This window comes from Streptomyces mutabilis (assembly GCF_046628145.1).
Lineage (GTDB): Bacteria > Actinomycetota > Actinomycetes > Streptomycetales > Streptomycetaceae > Streptomyces > Streptomyces mutabilis.
The window spans coordinates 7,247,759-7,270,691 of sequence record NZ_CP176874.1; the positions used below are offsets into that span (position 1 = coordinate 7,247,759).

Genomic DNA, 22,933 nt, shown 5'->3' on the forward strand with positions numbered 1-22,933 from the left:
ATGGGGGTCTTCGTCTTCCTGCCGCTGGTCCTGCCGCTGACGGCGTGGCCGATCGCCCGGCTGGCCGAACAGCATCTGCACCCGCGGACCGCGACCAGGCTCCTCACCGCGGTGGCCGCGGTGATGGCCCTGTGCAGCACGGTGTGCCTGGCCCTGGTGATGGTGGTCGGTACCGCTCAGCTGCCGGGCAACCCCCTGCCCGACGGCTGGTCCGACCCCGAGGTGCGGGCGGCGGTGCCGTACGACGAGGTCGTCGGCAAGGCGGCGATCCCCGCGCTGTGCGCCGTGGTCGCGGCCTCGGCCCGGGCCCTGTGGCGGCACGGCAGGGTGCGCCGCCGCGCCCACCGCGCCCTGGCCGGCCTGCCGGGCACCGGGGTGGCCGTGCTGCCGGACGACGTGCCCTACGCGTACGCGCTGCCCGGCGGGCGCCGGGACCGGGTGGTGGTGAGCACGGCCCTGCTCGACCGCCTCGAACCGGCCGAGCGCCGCGCGTTGTTCGCCCATGAACGGGCCCACCTGGCCGCCCGCCACCACCGCTTCCTGCTCACCGTGCGGCTCGCCGCACTGGCCAATCCGTTCCTGCGGCCCCTGCGGACCGCCGTGGCCTACACGGCGGAGCGGTGGGCGGACGAGGCTGCCGCGCGGGCGGTCGGCAGCCGCCGCGCGGTGGCGACGGCCATCGGCAAGGCGGCCCTCGTCTCCCGGGGCACCCCGGTCGCCACGCTCGCCGGGCTCGCGGCACCCGGCCCGGTGCCGCGCCGGGTGGCGGCGCTGCTGGGCCCCGCTCCCGCGGTCCGCACCTGGCCCTCGCTGTTCACCTCGGTGGGCCTGGCGGCGTGGGCCGCGGCCGCCGGAACCGCCGTGTCGGCGATGTCGTCGGCGAACGCCGCCGTCACGATGTTCCTCATCCTCCGCGCCGCGACGCCCCTCTGAGCGACGCTCATCTCCCGGAAAAGAAGCAGGTCACAAGCTCGGCAGCAGAACATCTCCACTCGATCGGGCGATCAGCCGATCCGGGGCCGGGCCGGCTCCGGATTCCCCGTGTGAGGGAAGAACCGAGGACACACCGACGGCGGACCGCCCGCCCCTGCTCCCCGCTGTCCATACGCGCGGGGCGGCTCGACCCCCACCCGCCCGCGCCGGAACCCCGGTCGAACGGGGACCACCCAGCGGCGAGCGCGGTACCTCCGAGCGCGCTCGCCGCGACCAGGGACGCCGGCGGGGACCGGCGCGGGACCGCCGGCTGACGACGGGCGGGACCCCGTATCCCGCCCACCGACGACCACCACTTCACCGTGATCCGCACCGAGGCGGCTTCGTGCTGCCCGTTTTGTCGGGAGAATCCATGAACGCTCGTATTCGCCGCTCCGCCGTCACCGTAGTCGCGGCCGCCGTCCTGCCCCTGTCCCTGGCCGCCTGCTCCGACGACGGCGACAGCGGCTCGTCGGACTCCGCCCAGGCGGCCTCCTCCGCCCCCGCCACCCCCGACGACCCGTCCGCCGGCAGTGGCGGCGACATGGCCGGTACGGACGAGCCGTTCGGCCCGGCCTGCTCCTCGGTGCCGCAGGAGGGCGCCGGTTCCTTCGACGGCATGGCCGAGGACCCGGTGGCCACCGCGGCCTCCAACAAGCAGACCCTGTCCACGCTGGTGACGGCGGTGAAGAAGGCCGGCCTCGTCGACACGCTCAACAACGCCGAGGCCATCACCGTGTTCGCACCGACCGACGACGCCTTCGCCAAGATCCCGAAGGCCGACCTGGACAAGGTGCTCGCCGACAAGCAGATGCTCACCGACATCCTGACCTACCACGTCGTGGGGCAGAAGCTCGCGCCGAAGGACCTGGAGAACGGCTCCTTCGAGACGTTGCAGAAGTCGAAGCTGACCACGTCCGGCTCCGACGAGGCCTACACGGTCAACGACTCCGCGAAGGTCGTCTGCGGCAACGTGAAGACGGCCAACTCCAACGTGTACATCATCGACACCGTCCTCATGCCCGAGAGCTGACGGGGCGAGCGGGCGGACGGCGCCGGGGGCGGTCGGGCAGACGGCCGCCCCCGACCGCCCGGTGGCCCTGTGGTAGCTTGCGGGAGCCAGTCGAACCCACCTGGTGGGTCAGGGAATCCGGTGCGAATCCGGAACTGACGCGCAGCGGTGAGGGGGACGGGCGGGACACGGGCCACTGGCGGCACAAGCCGTCCGGGAAGGCGTCCCGTCCGGTCGAACCCGAGTCCGAAGACCTGCTGGCACCCGCGCCGCGTACGGCGCGGGCCGCACCGTACGAACGGGCTTCGCGCATGAGCCCTCGACGCCAGAGGATCTTCCTTGTCCGCAGCGTGTCCCGTCGGCTCCGGCCGCCCCACCGGCTCCCGCCGTCCCTTCCGCCCCCTCGTCCCGTTGCTGCTGTCCGGCGCCCTGCTCGCGTCCGGCTGTGGTGCCGGAGCCGCCACCGACGACTCCGCCGCACCGGCCGCGGCCACCGGCTACCCGCGCACCGTCGACGACTGCGGACACGAGGTGAAGGTCACCTCGCCACCCCGACGGGCGGTCTCCCTCAACCAGGGAACCACCGAGATCATGCTCTCCCTCGGCCTCGCCGACCGCATGGCTGGCACCGCCACCTGGACCGACCCGGTCATGAAGGGCCTGGAGAAGGCGAACGCCGGCGTGCCCAGGCTCGCCGACGACATGCCGTCCTTCGAGACCGTCCTGGACGCCGAACCCGACTTCGTCGCCGCCTCCTTCGCCTCCACGCTCGGCCCCGGCGGCGTCGCCACCCGCGAGCGGTTCGCCCAACTCGGCGTACCGGCCTACCTGTCCCCGTCCGACTGCGCAGGCAAGGACAACAGCGGCGACGGCGACGGCGTCCGCAGCGAGCCCCTGACCATGGACGCGGTCTACACCGAAGTCCGCGACCTGGCCCGGATCTTCGACGTGGAGGAGCGCGGGGAGAAGCTGGTCGCCGGCCTGAAGGCCCGGATCGACAGCGCCACGAAGGGCATCGACGCCTCCGGCGTCACCGTCATGTACTGGTTCGCCAACTCCACCTCGCCGTACCTGGCGGGCTGCTGCGGCGCCCCCGGCGTGATGACCCGCGCGGTCGGCGCGGAGAACGTCATGGACGACACCCGCCAGGAGTGGCCGCAGGTCGGCTGGGAGACCGTCGCCGACCGCGATCCCGACGTCCTCGTCCTCGGAGACCTCACCCGCAGGTCCCAGACGGCGGAGACCGCCGCGAAGAAGATCGAGTTCCTTGAGTCCGACCCCGTCACCAGGAACATGACCGCGGTCAGGAAGAAGCGGTACGTGCTGCTCAGCGGGCAGGCCATGAACCCCACCGTCCGCACCGTCGAGGGCGTCGAGAAGCTCGCGGCCGCGCTGCGCGCGTACGGCCTCACCAAGTGACGGCCGTCGGCCGGGCGGCCCCCGGCACACGTGCGGCCGGGCGCCGGCACCCGGCATGGGCGGCGGCCGGAATCCTCGCCCTGTGCGCCTCCGTCGCCGTCGCCGTCACCATCGGCCCGGCCGACATCGGCGTCGGCGACGTGTGGTCCGTGGTCGTCGCCCACCTCGGCGGCGGCACCACCGACGTCACCCCGATCCGGGACGGCATCGTCTGGGACCTGCGGCTGCCCCGCACCCTCCTGGCGGCGGTGTGCGGCGCCGGACTCGCCGTGTGCGGGGCCGTGCTCCAGTCCCTGCTGCGCAACCCGCTCGCCGACCCCTTCGTGCTGGGCGTCTCCTCCGGCGCCTCGACCGGCGCGGTCCTGGTCGTCGTACTCGGCGTCGGCGGCGGCGCGCTGTCCGTGTCCGGCGGGGCGTTCGCCGGGGCGGTCTGCTCCTTCGCGCTCGTGATGCTGCTCAGCCACAGCCTCGGCGGCACCACGGACCGGGTCGTCCTCGCCGGCGTGGCGGCGATGCAGCTCTTCTCGGCGCTCACCTCGTTCGTCGTGATGACCGCGGCCGACGCCGAGACCACCCGCGGCGTGCTGTTCTGGCTGCTCGGCTCGCTCGGCGGCGCCGGCTGGACGGACGTGTGGACCGGTGCCGGGGCACTGGTGCTGGTGCTGGCCGTGTGCCTCGGGTACGCCCGGACGCTGGACGCCTTCGCCTTCGGCCAGGACGCGGCCGCCACGCTCGGCGTCCGGGTGACCCGGACCAGGCTGGTGCTGCTGTGCGCCACCGCGCTGCTCACCGCCACCCTGGTCGCCTCGGTGGGCGCCATCGGCTTCGTCGGCCTGGTGCTGCCGCACGCGGTGCGGGCGCTGACCGGCCCGGGCCACGCCGGGCTGCTGCCGGTGTGCGCGCTCGCCGGGGCGGTCTTCCTGGTGTGGGTCGACACCCTGGCCCGTACCGTCCTCGAACCGCAGGAGGTTCCCGTGGGCGTGGTCACCTCGCTGATCGGCGTGCCCGCCTTCGTCCTCGTGCTGTACCGCACCAGGAGGGCACGGTGACCCTGAGCGCGGAACGGGTCTCCCGCGCCGCCGGCGGACGGCTGATCCTGGACGGCGTGGACCTGAGCCCCCGGCCCGGTGCCATGACCGGCCTGCTGGGCCCCAACGGCTCGGGAAAGTCCACACTGTTGCGGCTCCTCGCGGGCGTGCTCGCCCCCGCTTCCGGTGTCGTCACGCTGGACGGGCGGCCGTTGGACCGCATCGGCCGACGGGACGTCGCCCGACGGGTCGCCGTGGTCGAGCAACAGGCCGACACCCAGGTGGAACTGACCGTGCTGGACGTCGTACGCCTGGGCCGCATCCCGCACCGGCGCGCCTGGGCACCGGCGTCCGCCGCCGACGAGGAAGCGGTCGCCGAAGCCATGGCGCGCACCGGTCTGACCGGACAGGCGGACCGGCTCTGGCACACCCTCTCCGGCGGTGAACGCCAGCGCGTCCAGATCGCCCGCGCCCTCGCCCAGCGGCCGCGCGAACTCCTGTTGGACGAACCGACCAACCACCTCGACATCCAGCACCAGCTCGACGTACTGGCCCTGGTCGCCGCCCTGCCCACGACCAGCGTCGTCGCGCTGCACGACCTCAACCTCGCGGCGATGTACTGCGACCACCTCGTGGTGCTGTCCGAGGGACGTGTCGTGGCCTCGGGCGGCCCCGCCGAGGTCCTGACCGCCGACCTGGTCGCCGAGGTGTACGGGGTGCGCGCCGAGGTGACCGGCACCGGACCCGGCGGACGCCCGCACGTCCGGTTCCTCGGCACGCTCACGGGCGGGTGACGGGCCCTCCGGCCCACTGGCCGGAGACCGGCGCGCCGACATGAACGCCGCCCGCCGACTCCACGGGTGACCGGTGACGCGGTGGGGAGGCCCACCCGCGGTCGGTCAGTCCATCAACCCGGCGGCGAGCGCGGCCCCCAGCTCCCAGCAGGCCTCCAGATCGGCCTTGCCGGGCTCGCCGGCCACGGTCACCGCCGGCGCCGCGCGCTGCCAGCCGAGGCCCGTGGTGACCGCCTCGATGCCGCGCACCGCCCCGGTGGTGTCGCTGCCGCCGTGCACGTAGTAGCCGAACGGCCGGCCCCGCGTCCCGTCCAGGCAGGGGTAGTAGACCTGGTCGAAGAAGTGCTTCAGCGCTCCGGACATGTAACCCAGGTTGGCCGGCGTGCCCAGCACGTACCCGTCGGCTTCCAGCACGTCGACCGCGGTCGCCGCCAGCGCCGCGCGCCGGACCACCCGTACGCCCTCGATCTCCGGGGCGGTCGCCCCGGACACGACGGACTCCAGCATCGCCTGACAGTTCGGCGACGGCGTGTGATGCACGATCAGCAAAGTGGCCACACCCGAAGCCTGCCGTCCGATGCCCCGCGGGGGCAAGGAACGCCACCCGGCGCAGCGGCGGTCGGCCGTGCGTCACAGCCCCGCCGGCTCGCCCCCTCCGCCGGCTCACACCTCGGGAGCCCCCGTCTCCGTCAGCTCCCCGTCGGCCAGCCGCAGCCACCGGTCGACGCCGATCTCGTGCAGGAACCGCTGGTCGTGGCTGACCACCACGAAGGCACCCCGGTAGGAGTTCAGGGCGCTCTCCAGCTGGCCCGCGCTGACCAGGTCCAGGTTGTTCGTCGGCTCGTCGAGGAGCAGCAGGTGCGGCGCGGGCTCCGCGCACAGGACGCAGGCCAGCGTGGCCCGCAGCCGCTCGCCGCCGGAGAGCAGGCCGACCGGGAGATGGGCGCGGGCGCCCCGGAAGAGGAAACGGGCGAGCAGGTTCATCCGCTCGGCCTCGGGCCGCCGCGGGGCGTACGCGGCGAGGTTCTCGGCGACCGTACGGTCCGCGTCCAGCAGGTCGAGCCGCTGGGAGAGGTAGGCGATGCGCCCGTCGGCCCGCCCGACCTCACCGCTCTCCGGCTCCAGATCGCCGTTGACCAGGCGCAGCAACGTGCTCTTGCCGGCGCCGTTGGGGCCGGTCAGCGCGATGCGCTCGGGTCCGCGGACGGTCAGGTCGACGCCCGCGCCCCCGAACACGTCCCCTTCACCGAGCCGGACCCGCAGCCGCCTGCCGACGAAGAGGTTCCGTCCCGCGGGCACATCGGTCTCCGGAAGGTCCAGGGCGATGCGCTGTTCGTCGCGCAGCGACCGCTCCGCCTCGTCCAGCCGGGCCCGGGCCTCGCCGACCCGGCCGGCGTGCGTCTGGCCCGCCCGGCCCGCGGACTCCTGCGCTCCGCGCTTCATGTTGCCGGCGAAGATCCGGGGGAGACCGGCGTTCTTCAGATTGCGCGCGGCGTTGCTCGCGCGGCGCTCGGCACGCTCGCGGGCCTGCTGCATCTCCCGCTTCTCGCACTTCAGTTCTTGCTCCGCGTTGCGGACGTTCTTCTCCGCGACCTCCTGTTCGGAGCGGACGGCCTCTTGGTAGTCGGTGAAGTTGCCGCCGTAGAGACGCAGTTCGCCACGGCCGAGTTCGGCGATGCGGTCCATGCGGTCGAGCAGCGCGCGGTCGTGGCTGACCAGCAGCAGACAGCCGTTGTAGTCCGCCAGCACGTCGTGGAGCTTGGTGCGGGCGTCCAGGTCGAGGTTGTTGGTGGGCTCGTCGAGCAGCAGTACGTCGGGGCGCTTCAGCAACTGGGCGGCGAGCCCCAGGGAGACGACCTGACCGCCGCTGAGCGTGCCCAGCCGCCGGTCCAGGGCGAGGCCGGCCAGGCCCAGGCGGTCGAGCTGGGCGCGGGTGCGTTCCTCGATGTCCCAGTCGTCGCCGATGACGGTGAAGTGTTCCTCTGCCACGTCCCCGCCCTCGACCGCGTCGATGGCCCGGATCACCGCGGCGACCCCCAGCACCTCGGCCACGGTGAGGTCGCCGGTCAGGGGGAGGCTCTGCGGCAGGTAGCCGAGATCGCCGGTCACGGACACGGTCCCGGCGCCGGGCCGCAGTTCCCCGGCGATCAGTTTCAGCAGGGTGGACTTGCCGGCACCGTTCGGCGCGACCAGTCCCGTACGGCCGGTGCCCACGGTGAACGACAGGTCTTCGAAGACGGGGGTGCCGTCGGTCCAGGAGAAGGAGAGGCGCGAACAGCGGATTGCGGCGTCGGACATGACACGACCTCGTGAAGGAGAGGGCGGGCAGGGAGAGGCCTCTGCCCGGCAGACAGAAGGGGAAAAGGGAACGACGAGAAGGCCACTGCGGCGGCGCTCTCGCGCGCGCACCGGCGGCCGGTCAGATCCGGGTATCACCCGGAGATGTCGTCGTCACCCACCATGTCTGGGACTCCTCGATCCACGATCAACGTCTTGACCAGCCTACCAGCCGAGGATCGGCGGTGGCGGGTGGCGACCGAGCCCGCGGGGCTCCCCGTCCCGGCCCTCGGCGAGCGGAGGGGAACGGGCGCGGGGAGCCCCGCGGCCTCAGGCAGGCAGGTTCATCAGTGCGATCGGTGTGGAGGTCGGCTGTTCCGACCCGCCGGCCGGCTCCACGGTGATCCCGACCCCCGCCGCACCGTCCACGGCGCCCTTAGACCGTGGCGAAGGAGTCCTGATCTCCGAGGGCCACCTCATGGATGAGCTGTTGCAGATCAGGTCGGGCCGATAAATTTCTGCCGATGTGCACGGCTTCCTTCACGAGCGGGTCTCCAAAAGAATTGCGACGGGCGGGCATGTCCCCGGGTGATCCGAGGCCGCACGGCCCATGGATTGGTCGCGAGCCGGGCGGACGGAGCGGCCCCCCACGCCGCGAAGCCGCACGGGCGGTCCCGCACGGCGCGTCCGGCGCCCACGATCCCACGGTGCGCGAGGCCTCCTGCCTGCCGCGTCACCGGCCGTTCGCACTCCGGCCCGTGGGCAACCCGGGCGCGGATGCCGACCGCCGTACCGGAGGTGCCATGGTGCTCACGCGTGGGAGAGCCGCCCAGGCCGCGGCCGCCTCCGTTCTGGCCGCGACCGCCCTGGCCCTGACCGGCTGCGGCGGGGACGACAGTTTCGAGCTCCAGGACTGAAACGCGCCCGGCCAGAACGCGAGAACCACCTGCTGCTGCGGGACGTACGTCAGGTGGTCCGCGGCGGCGACTTCATGAAGATCACCCTGAACTTCGAGAAGGCCGGATCCGTCACCTTCGATATCCAGTCCCAGGTCCCCGTGTACGACACCGGTCCCACCCCCGGCGGGTGATGACGCCGGTGCCGCACGGGTAGACTGGCGGCCGTTCGCGTTCGACGAGTCCGCATCGGGATGACAGGGAGGTGAGGTCGATGACCGTGTCCGAAGCCGCGCTTCGCGGCGCCCGGGTCTCCCTCACGTCCCGGGCCACGGCCTGACCCAGACGAACGCAACCCAGGAACGGAACCTCATCCCGTCATGTCGCACACCTGGAACACCCGCGCCGAGACCGGCGCCGACATCCCCGCCATCCGTGACATCGTCCGCGCCGCCTTCCCCACGCCGGAGGAGGCCGCCCTCGTCGACGCGCTGCGCGCCGACCCCGAGGCATGGATCGGCGGCCTGTCCCTCGTCGCGGTGGACGACGACGACCGCCCCGTGGGCCACGCCCTGCTGACCCGGTGCCACATCGGCGACAGTCCGGCGCTCTGCCTGGCACCCGTCGCCGTGCTCCCCGGCCACCAGGGCACCGGCGCCGGCGCCGCGGCCGTCCGCGCGGCACTCGCCGCGGCCGGCCGCATGGGCGAGTACCACGTCGTCGTGCTCGGACACCCGGAGTACTACCCCCGGTTCGGCTTCGGCCGCGCCTCCGCCCACGGCATCGGCCTGAGCATCGACGTCCCCGACGAGGCCCTCATGGCCCTCACCCTGGACGCCGCCCACCCGCTGCCGGCCGGCACCGTCCGTTACGCGGCTCCCTTCGGCATCTGACCGCAGGAGCGCCTTTTCCGTCCGGCGGGCGGCGGTGTCCCCGCACATGATCCACGGGGCGGGGGAGCACCAGGCCGGTTCGCTCGTGATGGCCCGGGGTTATCGCCGGACACGACAGTGGGGCCGCCCGTCCGGATCGGACGGGCGGCCCCACCGTGCGGGGTGCCGGGTGCCTCAGGCGACGGGCGCCGCCGGGCCCTTGTCGGCCGGGGCGGCGGCGGCCTCGCCGGCCTCCTCGGCGAGGCGCTCCATGCCGCTGGTGGTCTTCAGCGGCTTCTCCTTGATGAAGACCACGGCGACCAGCGCCAGCAGCGCGAACGGGGTGGCCACGAGGAACAGGTCGGCGGTGGCGACGCCGTAGGCGTGCTGCACGATCTCCCGCATCGGGGCGGGCAGCGTGCTCATGTCGGGGACGGCCCCGTGGCCGCCGCCCGAGCCGCCCTCGGCGGCACCGGTGGCGCCCGCCTTCTCCAGGCCCTTGGTCATCTCGCTGGCGACCCGGTTGGCGAGGATCGCGCCCAGGACGCTGGTGCCGATCGTGCCGCCCATGCTGCGGAAGAAGGACAGCACGGAGGTCGCGGCGCCCAGCTCGGCCGCAGGGACGTCGTTCTGCGCGGCGAGCACCAGGTTCTGCATCAGCATGCCGACGCCGATACCGAGGACGGCCATGTAGACGCTGAGCAGTCCGAAGTGGGTGTCGGCGTCGATCAGGGAGAGCATCGCGAGGCCGGCGGTCATGATGACCGCGCCCGCCACCAGGTAGCTCTTCCACTTGCCGGTCCGGCTGATGAGCTGCCCGGCGACGGTGGACGACACCAGCAGGCCCAGGATCATCGGCAGGCTCATCAGACCGGCGACGGTCGGCGACTTGCCCAGGGACACCTGGAAGTACTGCGAGAGGAAGACGGTCCCGCCGAACATGGCGACACCGACCAGGAGGCTGGCGACCGTGGTCAGGGTGACCGTGCGGTTCTTGAAGATGTCGAGCGGGATCACCGGCTCGGCGGTGCGGGCCTCGACGAGGACCGCCAGGCCCAGCAGCACCACACCGCCGATGACGAGTGCGGCGGTCTGCCAGGACGCCCAGTCGAACTGGTTGCCGGCCAGGGAGACCCAGATGAGGAGCGCGCAGACGCCGGCGACGATCAGGAAGGCGCCGAGCCAGTCGATCTTCACCTCGCGCTTCACGGTGGGCAGCTTCAGCGTCCGCTGCAACAGGAAGATCGCCAGCAGCGCGAACGGCACGCCGATGAAGAAGCACCAGCGCCAGCCCAGCCAGTCGGTGTCGACCAGCACGCCGCCGATCAGCGGCCCGGCCACGGTGCCGACGGCGAAGACGGCACCGAAGATGCCGGAGTACTTGCCCAGTTCCCGGGGCGGGATGATGGCGGCCATGACGACCTGCGCGAGGGCGGTCAGGCCGCCCGCGCCGATGCCCTGGACGACCCGGCTGAAGATCAGCAGCGTCGTGTCGTGCGAGAAGCCCGCCAGCAGCGAACCGATCACGAACATCAGCAGCGAGAGCTGGAGCAGCAGTTTCTTGTTGAAGAGGTCGGAGAGCTTGCCCCACAGGGGCACGGTGGCGGTCATCGCCAGCAGTTCGGCGGTGACGACCCAGGTGTAGGAGGACTGGCTGGCGCCCAGGTCGGCGATGATCGTCGGCAGCGCGTTGGAGACGACGGTGCCCGCCAGGATGGCGACGAACATGCCGGCCATCAGGCCGGACATGGCCTGGAGTATCTGGCGTTGATCCATGGAGGTCGGAGGCGCGTCGGCGGGCGCCTGAGCTGCGGTCACGGCATCTCTTTCGGTGGTGGACTGACGAATTCGCGCCGGCGCCCGGCGCGCTGGAGGTGGTGCGGAGGCTGTGGTGCGGGGCGGTTACGCGGCGGGGGCCGGGAGACCGGCGGCCAGGAGGGAGAACACCTCGTGGAAGACGTCGAGGAACGCGGCTTCCTCCTGGTGGGCCGACCAGTGGTCCATGCTGGTGCGCACCGCGGTGCCGGCCACCGCGGCCAGCAGCCGCGGGTAGATGCCGCCGCCCGCGTCGCCGAGGCGCTCGGCGATCGCTTCGGCCAGCTCGGCCTCGGCCGCCATGTGCGCCCCGACGCCCCGCGCCAGCAGGTGCGGTGAGGCGTGCAGCACCTCGGCGTGCAGCCGCCACAGCTCGTGCTGCTGCTCCGCCTCGGCGAGCTCAGCAGCCATGGCCCCGCGCAGGACCTCCAGCGGGGACAGGCCCGCCGGTGCGTCGAGCACGGCGCGCCGCATGCGGGCGCCCGCGTCCGCGTCGATGACGACGAAGGCGTCGTCCCGCGTGTCGAAGTAGTTGAAGAAGGTGCGCACCGAGACTCCGGCCGCGGCGCTGATCGCCTCCACGGTGACCTTCTCCGCCCCGTGCTCGGCGGCGAGCCGTACCGCGGCCTCGGCGAGAGCGGCACGCGTGGCCCGCTTCTTCCGCTCCCGCAGACCGCCCCCCGCGGCACCCTTCTCCGTCATAAGTTGCATAGTATGCAAAGATGCACGGCATGCAAAATTGACGGCGGGCGCCGGCCCTCGAAGGGGTCGGCGCCCGCCGTCGTGAGGTGGTTCGGCTCAGCCGGCCAGCCGCGTAAGCGTCTCCTCGAACGGGGTGGCGCTCCCGGCGGCCCGGTTGTGCGGCAGCCGAGCCAGGACTGTCGCCATGCCGCAGGTGCCGGTCACCCCGGAGAACACCAGGCCCGCGCCGACCGCGCCGGACAGCCAGTGGGCGGGACGCCAGGCGCGGCCCGCCAGGAACCCCAGGGCGACGAGCGAGCCGGCGGCGAGGCGCACCTGCCGGTCCATCGGCCACGGCGTACGGGCGCCGGCCGGGCGCTCCACCGAGTGGCCCGCCGCCGCCCAGGCGCTCGTGCCGCCTTCGAGGGTGGCCGCCTCGACGCCTCGCGCCGTCAGCCGGGCGCAGCCCTGCGCGGACCGGTTCCCGGTGGCGCACACGAGCAGCAGCGGCCCGCGCGCGGCGGCGGCCGTCAGCGCGTCGGCGGCCTCGTCCAGCCGGTCCAGCGGCACGTTGTGCGCGCCGGGCAGGTGGCCGCCGGCGTACTCGCCGGGGGAGCGGACGTCGACGACGGTGAACTCGTCCAGGCGGTGCGCGGCCTGCTCCGGGGTCAGGGCGGTGGTCGGTGCGGTACGGGTGGTCATGGCTGAAGCCTTTCTCGTTGTGTACGCCCTCGCGGTACGATACCCGCGGGGGTATATGGGGCCCGGTGGAGGAGGAAGCGTGGAACTCGACATGTCGGCCGACGAGCTGAAGTCGGCGCTCAACCGGCTGCGGCGCGCCCAGGGGCAGCTCGCGGGAGTCATCCGGATGATCGAGGAGGGGCGCGACTGCGAGGACGTGGTCACCCAGCTCGCCGCCGTCTCCCGTGCCCTGGACCGGGCCGGATTCTCGATCATCGCCACGGGGCTGCAGCAGTGCATGACCGGTGACGACCCCGAGATGCGGGACTCGGCCCAGATGCGGGCCCGCCTGGAGAAGCTGTTCCTCTCCCTGGCCTGACCGGCCTGACCGGCCTGACCGGCCGGGCCCGCCGGGCCGGTCACGGCGCCGCGGTGACGCACATCGCCAGGGCGACGGCGAGCAGTACGGCGCCGAACACGCGCCGCAGCGTCCCCTCGGACACCTTGGCGGCCAGCCGCCTCCCGTCCCACGCGCCCAGGACGGCCGTCGCCAGGAACGGCAGGAGCAGCCTGAGATCCAGGTGTACGGCCGAGTACGCCCGGGCCGCCAGGGCCACCAGCGCGTTGGCCGTCACGACCAGCAGGCTCGTGCCCACCGCCGCGCCCATCGGCACGGCCAGCACCGTCACCAGCGCGGGTACCGCCAGGAAACCGCCGCCGACCCCGAGGAACCCGGTCACCGCTCCCAGCCCGGCGCCGGCCCCCGCCGCGCGGACGCCCGACACGGGTCCGCCCTCGCGGGGTGCGCGGCGGCGCAGCATGTGCAGTCCGGCCAGTGCGGCCAGCGCCGCGAAGGCCAGCGTCAGTACCGTCTCGGGGATCTGCGCGGACAGCGCGCCGGCCGCCGCGGCGGGCAGCACACCCGCTGCGGCGAACGCCAGCCCGGCCCGCCAGCGCACCGCGCCGCCCCGTGCGTGGGCGACCAGTGCGGTGACCGACGAGACGATCACGACGACCAGGCTCGCGGTGGTCGCCGCGGCCGGGGTGAAGCCCAGCAGGTAGATCAGCGCGGGGACGGTGAGGATGCTGCCGCCCGCCCCCAGCGCGCCCAGGGACAGGCCGGCCACGGCACCGGCCGCCAGGGCGAGGACGAGCGCGGTCATGCGGCGCGGCCGTCCGACGGCGTGGCCAGCGGAAGACCGGCGTCGGCCGCCGCCGCGAAGCCGTCGTCGACCGCGACCACCTCACGGCCCGCGGCGTCCAGGACCGACGCGGCGACGGCCGCGCGCATGCCGCCCGCGCAGTGCACCCACACCGTGCCCGGCGGGACCTCGGCCAGGCGCCGGTGTATCTCGTGGACGGGAATGTGCACGCTGCCCTCGACCCAGCCGTTCGCCCGCTCGCTGTCCCGGCGCACGTCGACCACCACCACGTCGGCACCCTCGTGCCGTGCCGCGGCCAGCTCGGCGAACGTCGCCCGCCGGAACGAGGCCGGCCGGGCGCCGTCCACGACCCAGTCGGCCGGGGAGCCGACCGCCGCCGCGGCGGGCCGGTCGATGCCCACCCGGGCCAGCTCCCGCTGGGCGCGGGCGACCTCCGCGGCGCTCCCCGCGAGCAGCGTCACCGGCTTGCCCCACGGGATCATCCACGCCAGATAGGTCGCGAGCTGTCCGTCGACCTCGAAGTTGAACGACCCGGCCACGTGGCCGGCGGCGAAGGCCACCCGGCTGCGCAGGTCCACGACCCACTCACCGGCGGCCAGCCGCCGGGCGATCTCGTCCGCGTCGGCACGGCGGGGCTCGGTCAGGTCCACGGGGGCGGGCCCGTCCGCGTTCGCCGGAGCCATGTGCGCGTAGTAGGCGGGCACGTCGTCCAGTGACGCCAGCAACTCCGCCACGAAGGTCTCCACGTCCTGCGCGAGTGCCGGGTTGGCCGCCTTCTCGGCGCCGATGGTGCTGTGCTCGCCGCCGGCCCGGGAGGAGGAGCAGAAGCTGCCGAATCCGTGCGTCGGCAACACGGCCACCTCGTCGTCCAGCCGGTCCGCGAGGCGGTGCGCGGAGGCGTGCTGCGCGCGGGCCAGTTCCTCGGTCAGCCGGGGCTCGACCAGGTCCGGCCGGCCCACGCCGCCGATCAGCAGCGAGCCACCGGTGAAGGCGGCCACCGCCCGGCCCGACTCCTCGAGGACGTACGAGGTGTGGTGCGGGGTGTGACCGGGCGTGGCCACCGCGCGCAGCTCCAGGCCCTCGTCGACCGGCTCCACGTCCCCGTCGGCCACCGCCACCCGCGCGTACGCCACCTCCGCCCCGGCCGGCACCAGGTAGCGCGCGCCGGTGAGGCGGGCGAGCTCCAGGCCGCCGGTGACGTAGTCGTTGTGGACGTGGGTCTCGGCGACGGCGGCGATCCGCACCCCGCGCCGCGCGGCCTCGGCGATGACCCGGTCGATGTCCCGCGGTGGGTCCACGGCCACGGCCGCGCGGGCACCGCCCGCCAGGTAGCTGCGGTTGCCCAGCCCCTCGGTCTCGAGGACGTCGACAAAGAACACGGCACAGACTCCTTCCCAATTACCCCCTGGGGTATCCATTGCCACCGTAACAGATATACCCAGGGGGGTATCGAATGGAGGGTGCCGACGGCGTCTCCGCCCGGGCCTCCGCGTGGCGGCGGCCACGGCCGGTGCAGGGCTTGTGCAACTCCTGCGTGTCCGCAGGAAGTTGGGGTACACGGTGCATCAGCACGGTCGGCACCGGGGTCGGCGCCGGTGGCGGCCGTGCCATCTTCCTGTCGGCCCCGTCCGGTGACCGACGTGACCCGAACGGTCCTGTCGGGTACCCGACCGGTCTGCGCAGGGTTGGGATGTGCACGGGCACCTCCGTGCCCGCGCGGCCCGACCGCTGTCCCGACACGGAAAGGACCCCCGATGTCCGTCGACACGCAGCAGGCGCCCTCCGGGCTCACGGACGAGGAGCTGGCCGGCCTGGACGCCCACTGGCGCGCCGCGAACTACCTCTCCGTCGGTCAGATCTACCTCATGGCCAATCCCCTGCTCACCGAGCCACTGAGTCCCGAGCACGTCAAGCCGCGCCTGCTCGGCCACTGGGGCACCTCACCCGGCCTCAACCTGGTCCACACCCACCTCAACCGGGTGATCAAGGCCCGCGACCTCGACGCGCTCTGCGTCTGGGGACCCGGGCACGGCGGCCCCGCCGTTCTGGCCAACGCGTGGCTGGAGGGCTCCTACACCGAGACCTATCCGGACATCACCCGGGACGCCACCGGCATGGCCCGGCTGTTCAAGCAGTTCTCGTTCCCCGGCGGCGTGCCCAGCCACGTCGCCCCCGAGACGCCGGGCTCCATCCACGAGGGCGGCGAGCTCGGCTACGCGCTCTCGCACGCCTACGGTGCCGCCTTCGACCACCCCGGACTCGTGGTCGCCTGCGTGATCGGCGACGGCGAGGCGGAGACGGGGCCGCTGGCGACGTCCTGGCACTCCAACAAGTTCCTCGACCCGGTCAACGACGGCGCGGTCCTGCCGATCCTGCACCTCAACGGCTACAAGATCGCCAACCCCACGGTGCTCGCCCGCCTCCCCGAGGCCGAGCTGGACGACCTCCTGCGCGGTTACGGCCACGACCCGATCCACGTCACCGGCGACGACCCGGCCGCCGTCCACCGCACGATGGCCCACGCCATGGACACCGCCCTCGACCGCGTCGCCGCGATCCAGCGCGCCGCCCGTGAGGACGGCGCGACGAGCCGCCCGCGCTGGCCGATGATCGTGCTGCGCACCCCCAAGGGCTGGACCGGACCGGCCGAGGTCGACGGCCTGCCCGTGGAGAACACCTGGCGCGCACACCAGGTCCCCCTGTCCGCCGTACGCACTGACCCCGACCACCTGCGTCAGCTGGAGCGGTGGCTGCGCTCCTACCGGCCCGAGGAACTCTTCGACGACACCGGAGCGCCCCGCCCCGCCGTCCTCGCCGCCGTCCCCGAGGGCCACCGCCGCCTCGGCGCCACCCCCTTCGCCAACGGCGGTCTCCTCCTGCGCGAGCTGCCCATGCCCCCGCTGGAGAAGTACGCCGTCCCCGTCGACGAACCCGGCGCGACCGTGCACGAGCCCACCCGGGTCCTCGGCGACCTGCTGCGGGACGTCATGGCCGCCACCGCCGACCGGCGCGACTTCCGCCTCGTCGGCCCCGACGAGACCGCCTCCAACCGCCTCCAGGCCGTCTACGGCGCCAGCGGCAAGGCCTGGCAGGAACGGACCCTGCCCGTCGACGAGGACCTCGACCGGCACGGACGCGTCATGGAGATCCTGTCCGAACACACCTGCCAGGGCTGGCTGGAGGGCTACCTCCTCACCGGCCGGCACGGACTGTTCTCCTGCTACGAGGCCTTCGTCCACATCGTCGACTCGATGGTCAACCAGCACGTCAAATGGCTGCGCGTGACCCGCCGCCTGCCCTGGCGCGCACCCGTCGCCTCCCTCAACTACCTGCTCACCTCCCACGTGTGGCGCCAGGACCACAACGGCTTCTCCCACCAGGACCCCGGCTTCGTCGACCACATCCTCAACAAGAGTCCCGAGGCCGTACGGGTCTACCTGCCGCCGGACGCCAACACCCTGCTCTCCGTCGCCGACCACGCCCTGCGCAGCCGCGACTACGTCAACGTGATCGTCGCCGGCAAGCAACCCTGCTTCGACTGGCTGTCCATGGAAGAGGCCCGGGTGCACTGCGCGCGCGGCGCCGGCATCTGGGACTGGGCCGGCACCGAGGACGGCAGCCGCGAACCGGACGTGGTGCTCGCCTGCGCCGGTGACGTCCCCACCCAGGAGGTACTGGCCGCCGCGCAGCTCCTGAGGGAGCACCTGCCCGACCTCGCCGTGCGCGTGGTCAACGTCGTGGACATCGCCCGGCTGCTGCCCAGCGGCGAACACCCGCACGGCATGAGCGACTTCGAGTACGACGGCCTGTTCACCGCCGACAAGCCGGTCATCTTCGCCTACCACGGGTATCCCTGGCTGATCCACCGGCTCGCCTACCGGCGCACCGGCCACGCCCACCTGCACGTGCGCGGCTACAAGGAGATCGGGACCACCACCACGCCCTTCGACATGGTGGTCGGCAACGACCTGGACCGCTACCGCCTCGTCATGGACGTCATCGACCGCGTCCCCGGCCTGGCGGTACGCGCGGCGGCCGTACGGCAGCGGATGGAGGACATCAGGCTGCGCCACCACGACTGGATCCGCGAGCACGGAGTGGACATGCCCGAGGTCGCCGACTGGACCTGGGACGGCTCACCGTGACCGCGACGCCCTCGACCTGGGACTACGACCACTACGACCCGGCCGAGGAGCGGCTGCGGGAGTCGCTGTGCACGCTCGGCAACGGCTACTTCGCCACCCGCGGCGCGCTCCCCGAGTGCGTCGCGGACGACGTGCACTACCCGGGCACCTACGTGGCCGGCTGCTACAACCGGCTCACCTCCGCCGTCTCGGGACGCGAGGTCGAGAACGAGGACATGGTCAACCTCCCCAACTGGCTGCCGCTGCGCTTCCGGACCGCCGGAGGGGACTGGCTCACGCCGGACACCGCCGAGGTGCTCGACCACCGGCAGACCGTGCACCTGGACTCGGGGGTGCTGGAACGCCTCACCCACTTCGGCATCGGCGAGGGGCGCGTGCTGACGGTACGTCAGCTTCGCCTGGTGCACATGGCCGACCCGCACCTGGCCGCGCTGCGCACGGAGTTCACCGTGGACGCCGGTGCGGTGGACCTGGAAGTGGAGTCTGCCCTCGACGGCGGTGTCACCAACGCCGGGGTGCCGCGCTACCGGGACCTGGACGGCCGGCACCTGACCCACGTGCACACCGGCGTCACCGACGACGCCTCGGTGTGGCTGCGCTGCCGCACCCGCACCTCGGACATCCGGATCGGGCTGGCGGCCCGCACGACGGCCGGCGCGACCGTCACCCCGGCCCGGGAGCACCTGCGGGTCACCCAGCACACGACCCTGCGCGCCCGGCCGGGCCGCACCGTCACCGTCGACAAGGTCGTCGCCCTGCACACCTCACGCGACCCGGCGATCAGCGACCCCCTCCAGGCCGCGATCGACCGGGTGGCCGCCGCCCCTGGCTTCGACGACCTGCTGACGTCCCACCGGACCGCCTGGGGCCAGCTGTGGCGCCGGGCCGAGCTCGACGTCCCCGGCGAGGCGGGCAGCATCCTGCGCCTGCACCTCTTCCACGTGCTGCAGACCCTCTCCCCGCACACCGCCGACCTGGACGTCGGCGTACCGGCGCGCGGGCTGCACGGGGAGGCCTACCGCGGACACGTCTTCTGGGACGAACTGTTCGTCCTGCCCTACCTCAACCTGCACTTCCCGGAGGTGTCCCGGTCCCTGCTGCACTACCGGCACCGCCGCCTGGAACGGGCCCGCGCCGCGGCCCGCGCGACCGGCCGGCGCGGCGCGCTGTACCCGTGGCAGAGCGGCAGCGACGGGCGCGAGGAGACCCAGCAGCTCCACCTGAACCCGCACTCGGGCCGTTGGCTGCCGGACCACTCGCACCTCCAGCACCACGTGGGCTCGGCGATCGCGTACAACGTCTGGCAGTACTGCGAGGCCAGCGGTGACGCCGAGTTCCTGCACACCAAGGGCGCCGAGATGCTGCTCCAGATCGCGCGCTTCTGGGCCGACTCCGCCACCTGGGACGAGCAGACCGGACGGCACCGCATCCGGGGCGTCGTCGGCCCCGACGAGTACCACGAGGCGTACCCGGGCGCCGACCGGCCGGGCCTCGACGACAACGCGTACACCAACGTCACCGCGGCCTGGGTCCTCGCCCGCACCCTGGAGGTGCTGCGCGACCTGCCCGAACCCCGCCGCCGCGAACTGGTCGAGCGCACCGCCCTGGACGACGGCGAACTCGAACAGTGGGAGAGCGTCTCCCGCACCCTCCACGTCCCCTTCCACGAGGGCGTCGTCAGCCAGTTCGAGGGGTACGGCGACCTCACCGAACTGGACTGGGCGGGCTACCGGGAGCGGTACGGCGACATCCGGCGTCTCGACCGCGTCCTGGAGGCCGAGGGCGACAGCGTCAACAACTACCAGGCGTCCAAGCAGGCCGACGTACTGATGCTGGGCTACCTGTTCTCCCCGGCCGAACTCCGCTCGCTCTTCGAACGGCTGGGGTACCGCCTGGACGACGAGACCTGGCAGCGCACCGTCGACTACTACCTGGCCCGCACCAGCCACGGCTCCACCCTCAGCGGCCTGGTGCACGGCTGGATCCTCGCCCGGGCCCGCCGCGCCGAGGCCTGGACCTACTGCCAGGAGGCCCTGAAGGGCGACGTCGCCGACCTCCAGGGCGGCACCACCGGTGAGGGCATCCACCTCGGCGCCATGGCGGGCACGCTCGACCTGGTCCAGCGGGGCCTGACCGGACTGGAGACCCGCTCGGGCGCCCTGTGGCTGGACCCGGTCCCGCTGCCGGCGCTGTCCTCGTACGGGTTCTCCGTCCGCTACCAGGGCCACTGGGGCGTGCGGTTCCGGCTGGAGCAGGGCCGGCTGGAGATCGCCGTGCCCGCCTCCGGACCGCTGCCCATCGACGTCCGGCTGCCGGACCGCGAGGTGCGGCTCGAGCCCGGCGACACCTGCCGGCTGGCGCTCCCGGACTGACCGGCGGGGCCGCGGGCCCCGTCAGCCGGACAGGGGGTAGCTCACCGTGCGCGGGAACCCGTCCGGCCTGCCGTCGGTGTAGGTGAGGGTCATCCGGGTGTAGTGCCGCTCACCCGGGTCGTCCTCCGAGGCCCGCGGCTGGTCGAGGCGGACCGTCACCGGATAGGAGCGGAACGTGCCCGCGGCGCAGTAGGGTTCGCAGTCGTTGACGGCGTTGGTGCCCCGGCCCACGGCCGCGTTCGCGTCCCAGCGCAGCCACTGCATGGAGACCAGCCTGCTGTTGCCGTCACCGCAGGCGAGGACGAACGCCTCGGGCCGCACCTGGGGCTGGGAGGCGCAGTCGATCAGCACCGGGTCCTGCGTCTGCCGGCTGTGCGCCGCCCGGTCGGTGGCCGTGTGCTGCGCCGGCGGTGCCGCGTAGGCCGTGCCCATGGGTACTGCGAGCGCGGCGGCGGCACAGAGCGTGATCGCTGCCCTCATAGGGTTCCTGCCCATGTCTGCTCCCGGCCGTATCGGGGTCACTTTGTCTCCGCTCGGTTCCCCGTACTTGACCGTACGACCGCCTCCACGAACGCACCACTCGTACGGAGCAGCGCCCCCGGCCCGCGGCGCGTCGGCCGGTGTCAGCCGGACGCGTCCAGCAGCCCGGCCACCAGACGGCGCGCGTACCCGGCGTCGAGCCCGTCGGGACGGAACAGGATGCGGTACATGACGGGCGCGACGACGCGGTCCATCACCGCCTCCGTGTCGGGCACCGCCTCCCCGCGGCCGGCCGCGCGGGCGAGGACCACGTCGATCTGCTCGGCGGCGTAGGCCGAGCACTGGCCCGCGTTGGTGCCGTCCGGGTCACCCAGCAGGGCGTCACGGATGTAGGCGCGGCCCGGGGGAGAGGCCATCTCGTCGAGGAACTGCTCGGCCCAGGCCGTCAGGTCGGCGCGCAGGCCGCCGTGGTCCTCGGGGGCGGTGTCGGGGCGCAGCCGTTCGACGGCCACGTCCGACAGCAACTCCTGGAGGTCGCCCCAACGGCGGTAGACCGTCGACGGGGTGACCCCGGCGCGGGCGGCGACCAGTGGCACCGTCAGCGCGTCGCGGCCCACCTCGGCGGTGAGCTCGCGTACGGCGGTGTGCACCGACTCCTGGACCCGGGCACTGCGCCCGCCGGGGCGGACCATAGGTCGGGGACTCATGCCCACACCTTAAAGCAAAGTCCTTGCGTCAAGCGGTGCTCCGTTCGTAGGCGTGGCCCACCCGCACCACGGTGGCCTCGTCGAACGGGCGCCCCAGCACCTGCATGCCGATCGGCAGTCCCGCCCGGTCGGGGCCCACCGGCACGGTCAGCGCGGGGACGCCGGTGATGTTGGCCGGCGCGGAGAGCCGGACGTAGGCGTCCGAGACGGCCTCCACCGTGCCGTCGGGCCAGGACACGGACGCCTGTCCGGCCGGTACCGCGGTGAGCGGCACGGTCGGTGCGACGACGACGTCGACCTGCCGGAGCATGCGCGCCCACTCCCGCCGCATCAGCGTCCGCGCCCGCTGGGCCCGCAGGTGGTCCCCGGCGGACATCAGCTCCCCGGCCTCCAGCAGTACGCGGACGTCGTCCTCGTACAGGTCGGCGGCGGTGCGCAGGGTCCGCTCGTGGTAGGCGCTGGCCTCGGGCACCATCAGGCCCCACTGGATCGCCTGCACGTAGCGTGCCATCGGGATCTCCACGTCGACGAGACGGGCGCCGAGCTCCGCCAGACGCCGGACCGCGCGCCGGACGGCGGTCTCGACCTCCGGGTCGACGTGGTCGAAGTAGTAGGTGCTCGGCACGCCGACGCGCAGCCCGGTCAGGTCGCCGTCCCGCGCGGGCCGCCGGTGGCCGGTCACGGGGGCGGGCGTCGAGGCGGGATCGCGTGGATCGTGGCCCGCCACGGCGGCCAGCACCAGCGCGGCGTCCTCGACGGTGCGGGTGATCGGGCCCACGTGGTCCAGCGACCACGACAGGGACGTCACCCCGTGGCGGGGGACGAGGCCGTAGGTCGGCTTGAGGCCGACGACGCCGTTCAGCGCGGCGGGCACACGGATCGATCCGCCGGTGTCGGTGCCGAGCGCGAAGGTGGCCGCGCCCGCCGCCACGGCGACGGCGGAGCCGCCGCTGGAGCCGCCCGCGATCCGGGCCCGGTCCCGGGCGTTGCGCGTCTGGGGCGTGGTCAGGCCGTAGGCGAACTCGTGGGTGTGGGTCTTGCCGGCCAGCACCGCACCGGCCGCCGCCAGTCGCGCGGCGACCGTGCTGTCGGCCTGCGCGCGGTGGCCGGCGCGGACCCGGGAACTCGCGGTGGTCGCCGTACCGGCCACGTCGATCAGGTCCTTCAGCCCCATCGGGACACCGTGCAGCGGCCCGCGGACACGGCCGCTCGCCACCTCCCGCTCGGCCGCGCGCGCCGCGGCGCGGGCCCGGTCCGCCGTGATCGTCACGTACGCGCCCAGCCCCGGCTGCACCTCCCGGGCGCGTTCCAGCACCGAGTCCACCAGGTCGACCGGGGAGAGCCGCCGGTCGCGGATCGCGTCGGCGGCAGCGGCCAGGGACAACTCATACGGCCGCACCGCGCACCCCCTCCTCGTCGGCGCGGAAGGCCGCGGCGGGGGGCGTGTCGCCGAGGTCCAGCTCCCGCAGCACCGAGACGACGGTGTGGATGTGCCGGGCGGTCGCCGCCACCACGGCTGTGCGGTCCTCTTCAGGGCTGGGCATGGGATCCCTTCCTTCTCGCACTCACTTAACGCTAATCGTTTGCGTTAGAGGACCATAGGGCCTACGGTGTCCAAA

Annotated in this window: 20 protein-coding genes, 2 pseudogenes and 1 riboswitch; of the genes and pseudogenes, 9 read left to right on the forward strand and 13 right to left on the reverse strand. The window is 73.4% G+C overall.

What is annotated here, in order from left to right; all coding sequences use genetic code 11:
* The 5 genes from ACLIN4_RS32510 to ACLIN4_RS32530 all read left to right on the forward strand — a co-directional run bounded on the left by ACLIN4_RS32510 (window position 1) and on the right by ACLIN4_RS32530 (window position 5,225).
* Window positions 1-933: a M56 family metallopeptidase gene (locus ACLIN4_RS32510; RefSeq protein WP_289910122.1), complete on the forward strand. Its 933-nt coding sequence runs from the start codon at window positions 1-3 to the stop codon at window positions 931-933.
* A 412-nt stretch (window positions 934-1,345) separates the two neighbouring features.
* Window positions 1,346-2,005, forward strand: a complete 660-nt coding sequence (locus tag ACLIN4_RS32515; RefSeq protein WP_411576498.1) for a fasciclin domain-containing protein — start codon at window positions 1,346-1,348, stop codon at window positions 2,003-2,005.
* Window positions 2,006-2,075: 70 nt separating this feature from the next.
* Window positions 2,076-2,261, forward strand: a riboswitch (cobalamin riboswitch).
* A gap of 62 nt (window positions 2,262-2,323) precedes the next feature.
* Entirely contained in the window at window positions 2,324-3,403 is a 1,080-nt protein-coding gene (locus tag ACLIN4_RS32520; RefSeq protein ID WP_179342705.1) for an ABC transporter substrate-binding protein, read from the forward strand.
* Entirely contained in the window at window positions 3,400-4,452 is a 1,053-nt protein-coding gene (locus tag ACLIN4_RS32525) for a FecCD family ABC transporter permease (RefSeq protein WP_373420356.1), read from the forward strand. Before ACLIN4_RS32520 ends, ACLIN4_RS32525 begins: the two co-directional genes overlap by 4 nt.
* Entirely contained in the window at window positions 4,449-5,225 is a 777-nt protein-coding gene (locus tag ACLIN4_RS32530) for an ABC transporter ATP-binding protein (RefSeq protein ID WP_289910118.1), read from the forward strand. Before ACLIN4_RS32525 ends, ACLIN4_RS32530 begins: the two co-directional genes overlap by 4 nt.
* A gap of 105 nt (window positions 5,226-5,330) precedes the next feature.
* Here the strand turns inward: ACLIN4_RS32530 and ACLIN4_RS32535 are convergent, their stop codons facing one another.
* The 4 genes and pseudogenes from ACLIN4_RS32535 to ACLIN4_RS32550 all read right to left on the reverse strand — a co-directional run.
* On the reverse strand, window positions 5,331-5,783 hold the full coding sequence (locus tag ACLIN4_RS32535; RefSeq protein WP_100048679.1) for a flavodoxin family protein: 453 nt from the start codon (window positions 5,781-5,783) through the stop codon (window positions 5,331-5,333).
* Window positions 5,784-5,888: 105 nt separating this feature from the next.
* Entirely contained in the window at window positions 5,889-7,523 is a 1,635-nt protein-coding gene (locus ACLIN4_RS32540) for an ABC-F family ATP-binding cassette domain-containing protein (protein ID WP_411576499.1), read from the reverse strand.
* Between the two features lie 309 nt (window positions 7,524-7,832).
* Window positions 7,833-7,940, reverse strand: a pseudogene (locus tag ACLIN4_RS32545) (anti-sigma factor); the annotation flags it as partial.
* Between the two features lies 1 nt (window position 7,941).
* Window positions 7,942-8,046, reverse strand: a pseudogene (locus tag ACLIN4_RS32550) (RNA polymerase subunit sigma); the annotation flags it as partial.
* 732 nt (window positions 8,047-8,778) lie between these two features.
* Between ACLIN4_RS32550 and ACLIN4_RS32555 the strand changes: the two are divergent.
* A complete protein-coding gene (locus ACLIN4_RS32555) occupies window positions 8,779-9,291 on the forward strand; it encodes a GNAT family N-acetyltransferase (protein WP_290012115.1) in 513 nt (170 codons plus the stop codon).
* Between the two features lie 174 nt (window positions 9,292-9,465).
* Here ACLIN4_RS32555 and ACLIN4_RS32560 read toward each other — a convergent pair whose 3' ends face one another.
* The 3 genes from ACLIN4_RS32560 to ACLIN4_RS32570 form a co-directional block, all read right to left on the reverse strand.
* Window positions 9,466-11,046 (reverse strand): MDR family MFS transporter, encoded by a 1,581-nt coding sequence (locus ACLIN4_RS32560; RefSeq protein WP_179342706.1) that lies wholly within the window; start codon window positions 11,044-11,046, stop codon window positions 9,466-9,468.
* A 126-nt stretch (window positions 11,047-11,172) separates the two neighbouring features.
* Complete coding sequence (locus tag ACLIN4_RS32565) at window positions 11,173-11,796, reverse strand: TetR/AcrR family transcriptional regulator (protein ID WP_100048684.1); 624 nt, start codon at window positions 11,794-11,796, stop codon at window positions 11,173-11,175.
* 87 nt (window positions 11,797-11,883) lie between these two features.
* Complete coding sequence (locus ACLIN4_RS32570) at window positions 11,884-12,468, reverse strand: rhodanese-like domain-containing protein (protein WP_107479778.1); 585 nt, start codon at window positions 12,466-12,468, stop codon at window positions 11,884-11,886.
* 79 nt (window positions 12,469-12,547) lie between these two features.
* Here ACLIN4_RS32570 and ACLIN4_RS32575 point away from each other — a divergent pair, with 79 nt between their 5' ends.
* On the forward strand, window positions 12,548-12,826 hold the full coding sequence (locus ACLIN4_RS32575; protein ID WP_043384109.1) for a metal-sensitive transcriptional regulator: 279 nt from the start codon (window positions 12,548-12,550) through the stop codon (window positions 12,824-12,826).
* A gap of 40 nt (window positions 12,827-12,866) precedes the next feature.
* On the opposite strand, the gene ACLIN4_RS32580 is transcribed toward ACLIN4_RS32575, so the two are convergent.
* Together ACLIN4_RS32580 and ACLIN4_RS32585 are read right to left on the reverse strand one after the other, a co-directional pair.
* The gene (locus tag ACLIN4_RS32580; RefSeq protein WP_307651679.1) at window positions 12,867-13,610 is read right to left on the reverse strand and encodes a sulfite exporter TauE/SafE family protein; all 744 of its coding nucleotides are present in this window, start codon (window positions 13,608-13,610) and stop codon (window positions 12,867-12,869) included.
* A complete protein-coding gene (locus ACLIN4_RS32585; RefSeq protein ID WP_107477953.1) occupies window positions 13,607-14,989 on the reverse strand; it encodes an MBL fold metallo-hydrolase in 1,383 nt (460 codons plus the stop codon). Before ACLIN4_RS32585 ends, ACLIN4_RS32580 begins: the two co-directional genes overlap by 4 nt.
* A 375-nt stretch (window positions 14,990-15,364) precedes the next feature.
* On the opposite strand from ACLIN4_RS32585, the gene ACLIN4_RS32590 reads away from it, so the two are divergent.
* On the forward strand, window positions 15,365-17,755 hold the full coding sequence (locus ACLIN4_RS32590) for a phosphoketolase (RefSeq protein ID WP_381912694.1): 2,391 nt from the start codon (window positions 15,365-15,367) through the stop codon (window positions 17,753-17,755).
* Window positions 17,752-20,127 (forward strand): glycoside hydrolase family 65 protein, encoded by a 2,376-nt coding sequence (locus ACLIN4_RS32595; protein ID WP_289910099.1) that lies wholly within the window; start codon window positions 17,752-17,754, stop codon window positions 20,125-20,127. The genes ACLIN4_RS32590 and ACLIN4_RS32595 overlap by 4 nt, the downstream gene beginning before the upstream one ends.
* A 21-nt stretch (window positions 20,128-20,148) precedes the next feature.
* Here the strand turns inward: ACLIN4_RS32595 and ACLIN4_RS32600 are convergent, their stop codons facing one another.
* From ACLIN4_RS32600 to ACLIN4_RS32615, 4 genes are all read right to left on the reverse strand, one after another.
* Window positions 20,149-20,607: a hypothetical protein gene (locus ACLIN4_RS32600; RefSeq protein WP_289910098.1), complete on the reverse strand. Its 459-nt coding sequence runs from the start codon at window positions 20,605-20,607 to the stop codon at window positions 20,149-20,151.
* A 143-nt stretch (window positions 20,608-20,750) separates the two neighbouring features.
* Window positions 20,751-21,314, reverse strand: coding sequence for a TetR/AcrR family transcriptional regulator (locus tag ACLIN4_RS32605; protein ID WP_100047047.1), 564 nt, complete (start codon window positions 21,312-21,314; stop codon window positions 20,751-20,753).
* 28 nt (window positions 21,315-21,342) lie between these two features.
* Window positions 21,343-22,713 carry an amidase gene (locus ACLIN4_RS32610; protein WP_289910096.1) on the reverse strand — a complete coding sequence of 457 codons (1,371 nt, stop codon included), beginning with the start codon at window positions 22,711-22,713 and terminating at the stop codon, window positions 21,343-21,345.
* Window positions 22,700-22,858 carry a hypothetical protein gene (locus ACLIN4_RS32615; RefSeq protein ID WP_179342463.1) on the reverse strand — a complete coding sequence of 53 codons (159 nt, stop codon included), beginning with the start codon at window positions 22,856-22,858 and terminating at the stop codon, window positions 22,700-22,702. The genes ACLIN4_RS32610 and ACLIN4_RS32615 overlap by 14 nt, the downstream gene beginning before the upstream one ends.
* Between the last annotated feature and the right edge of the window lie 75 nt (window positions 22,859-22,933).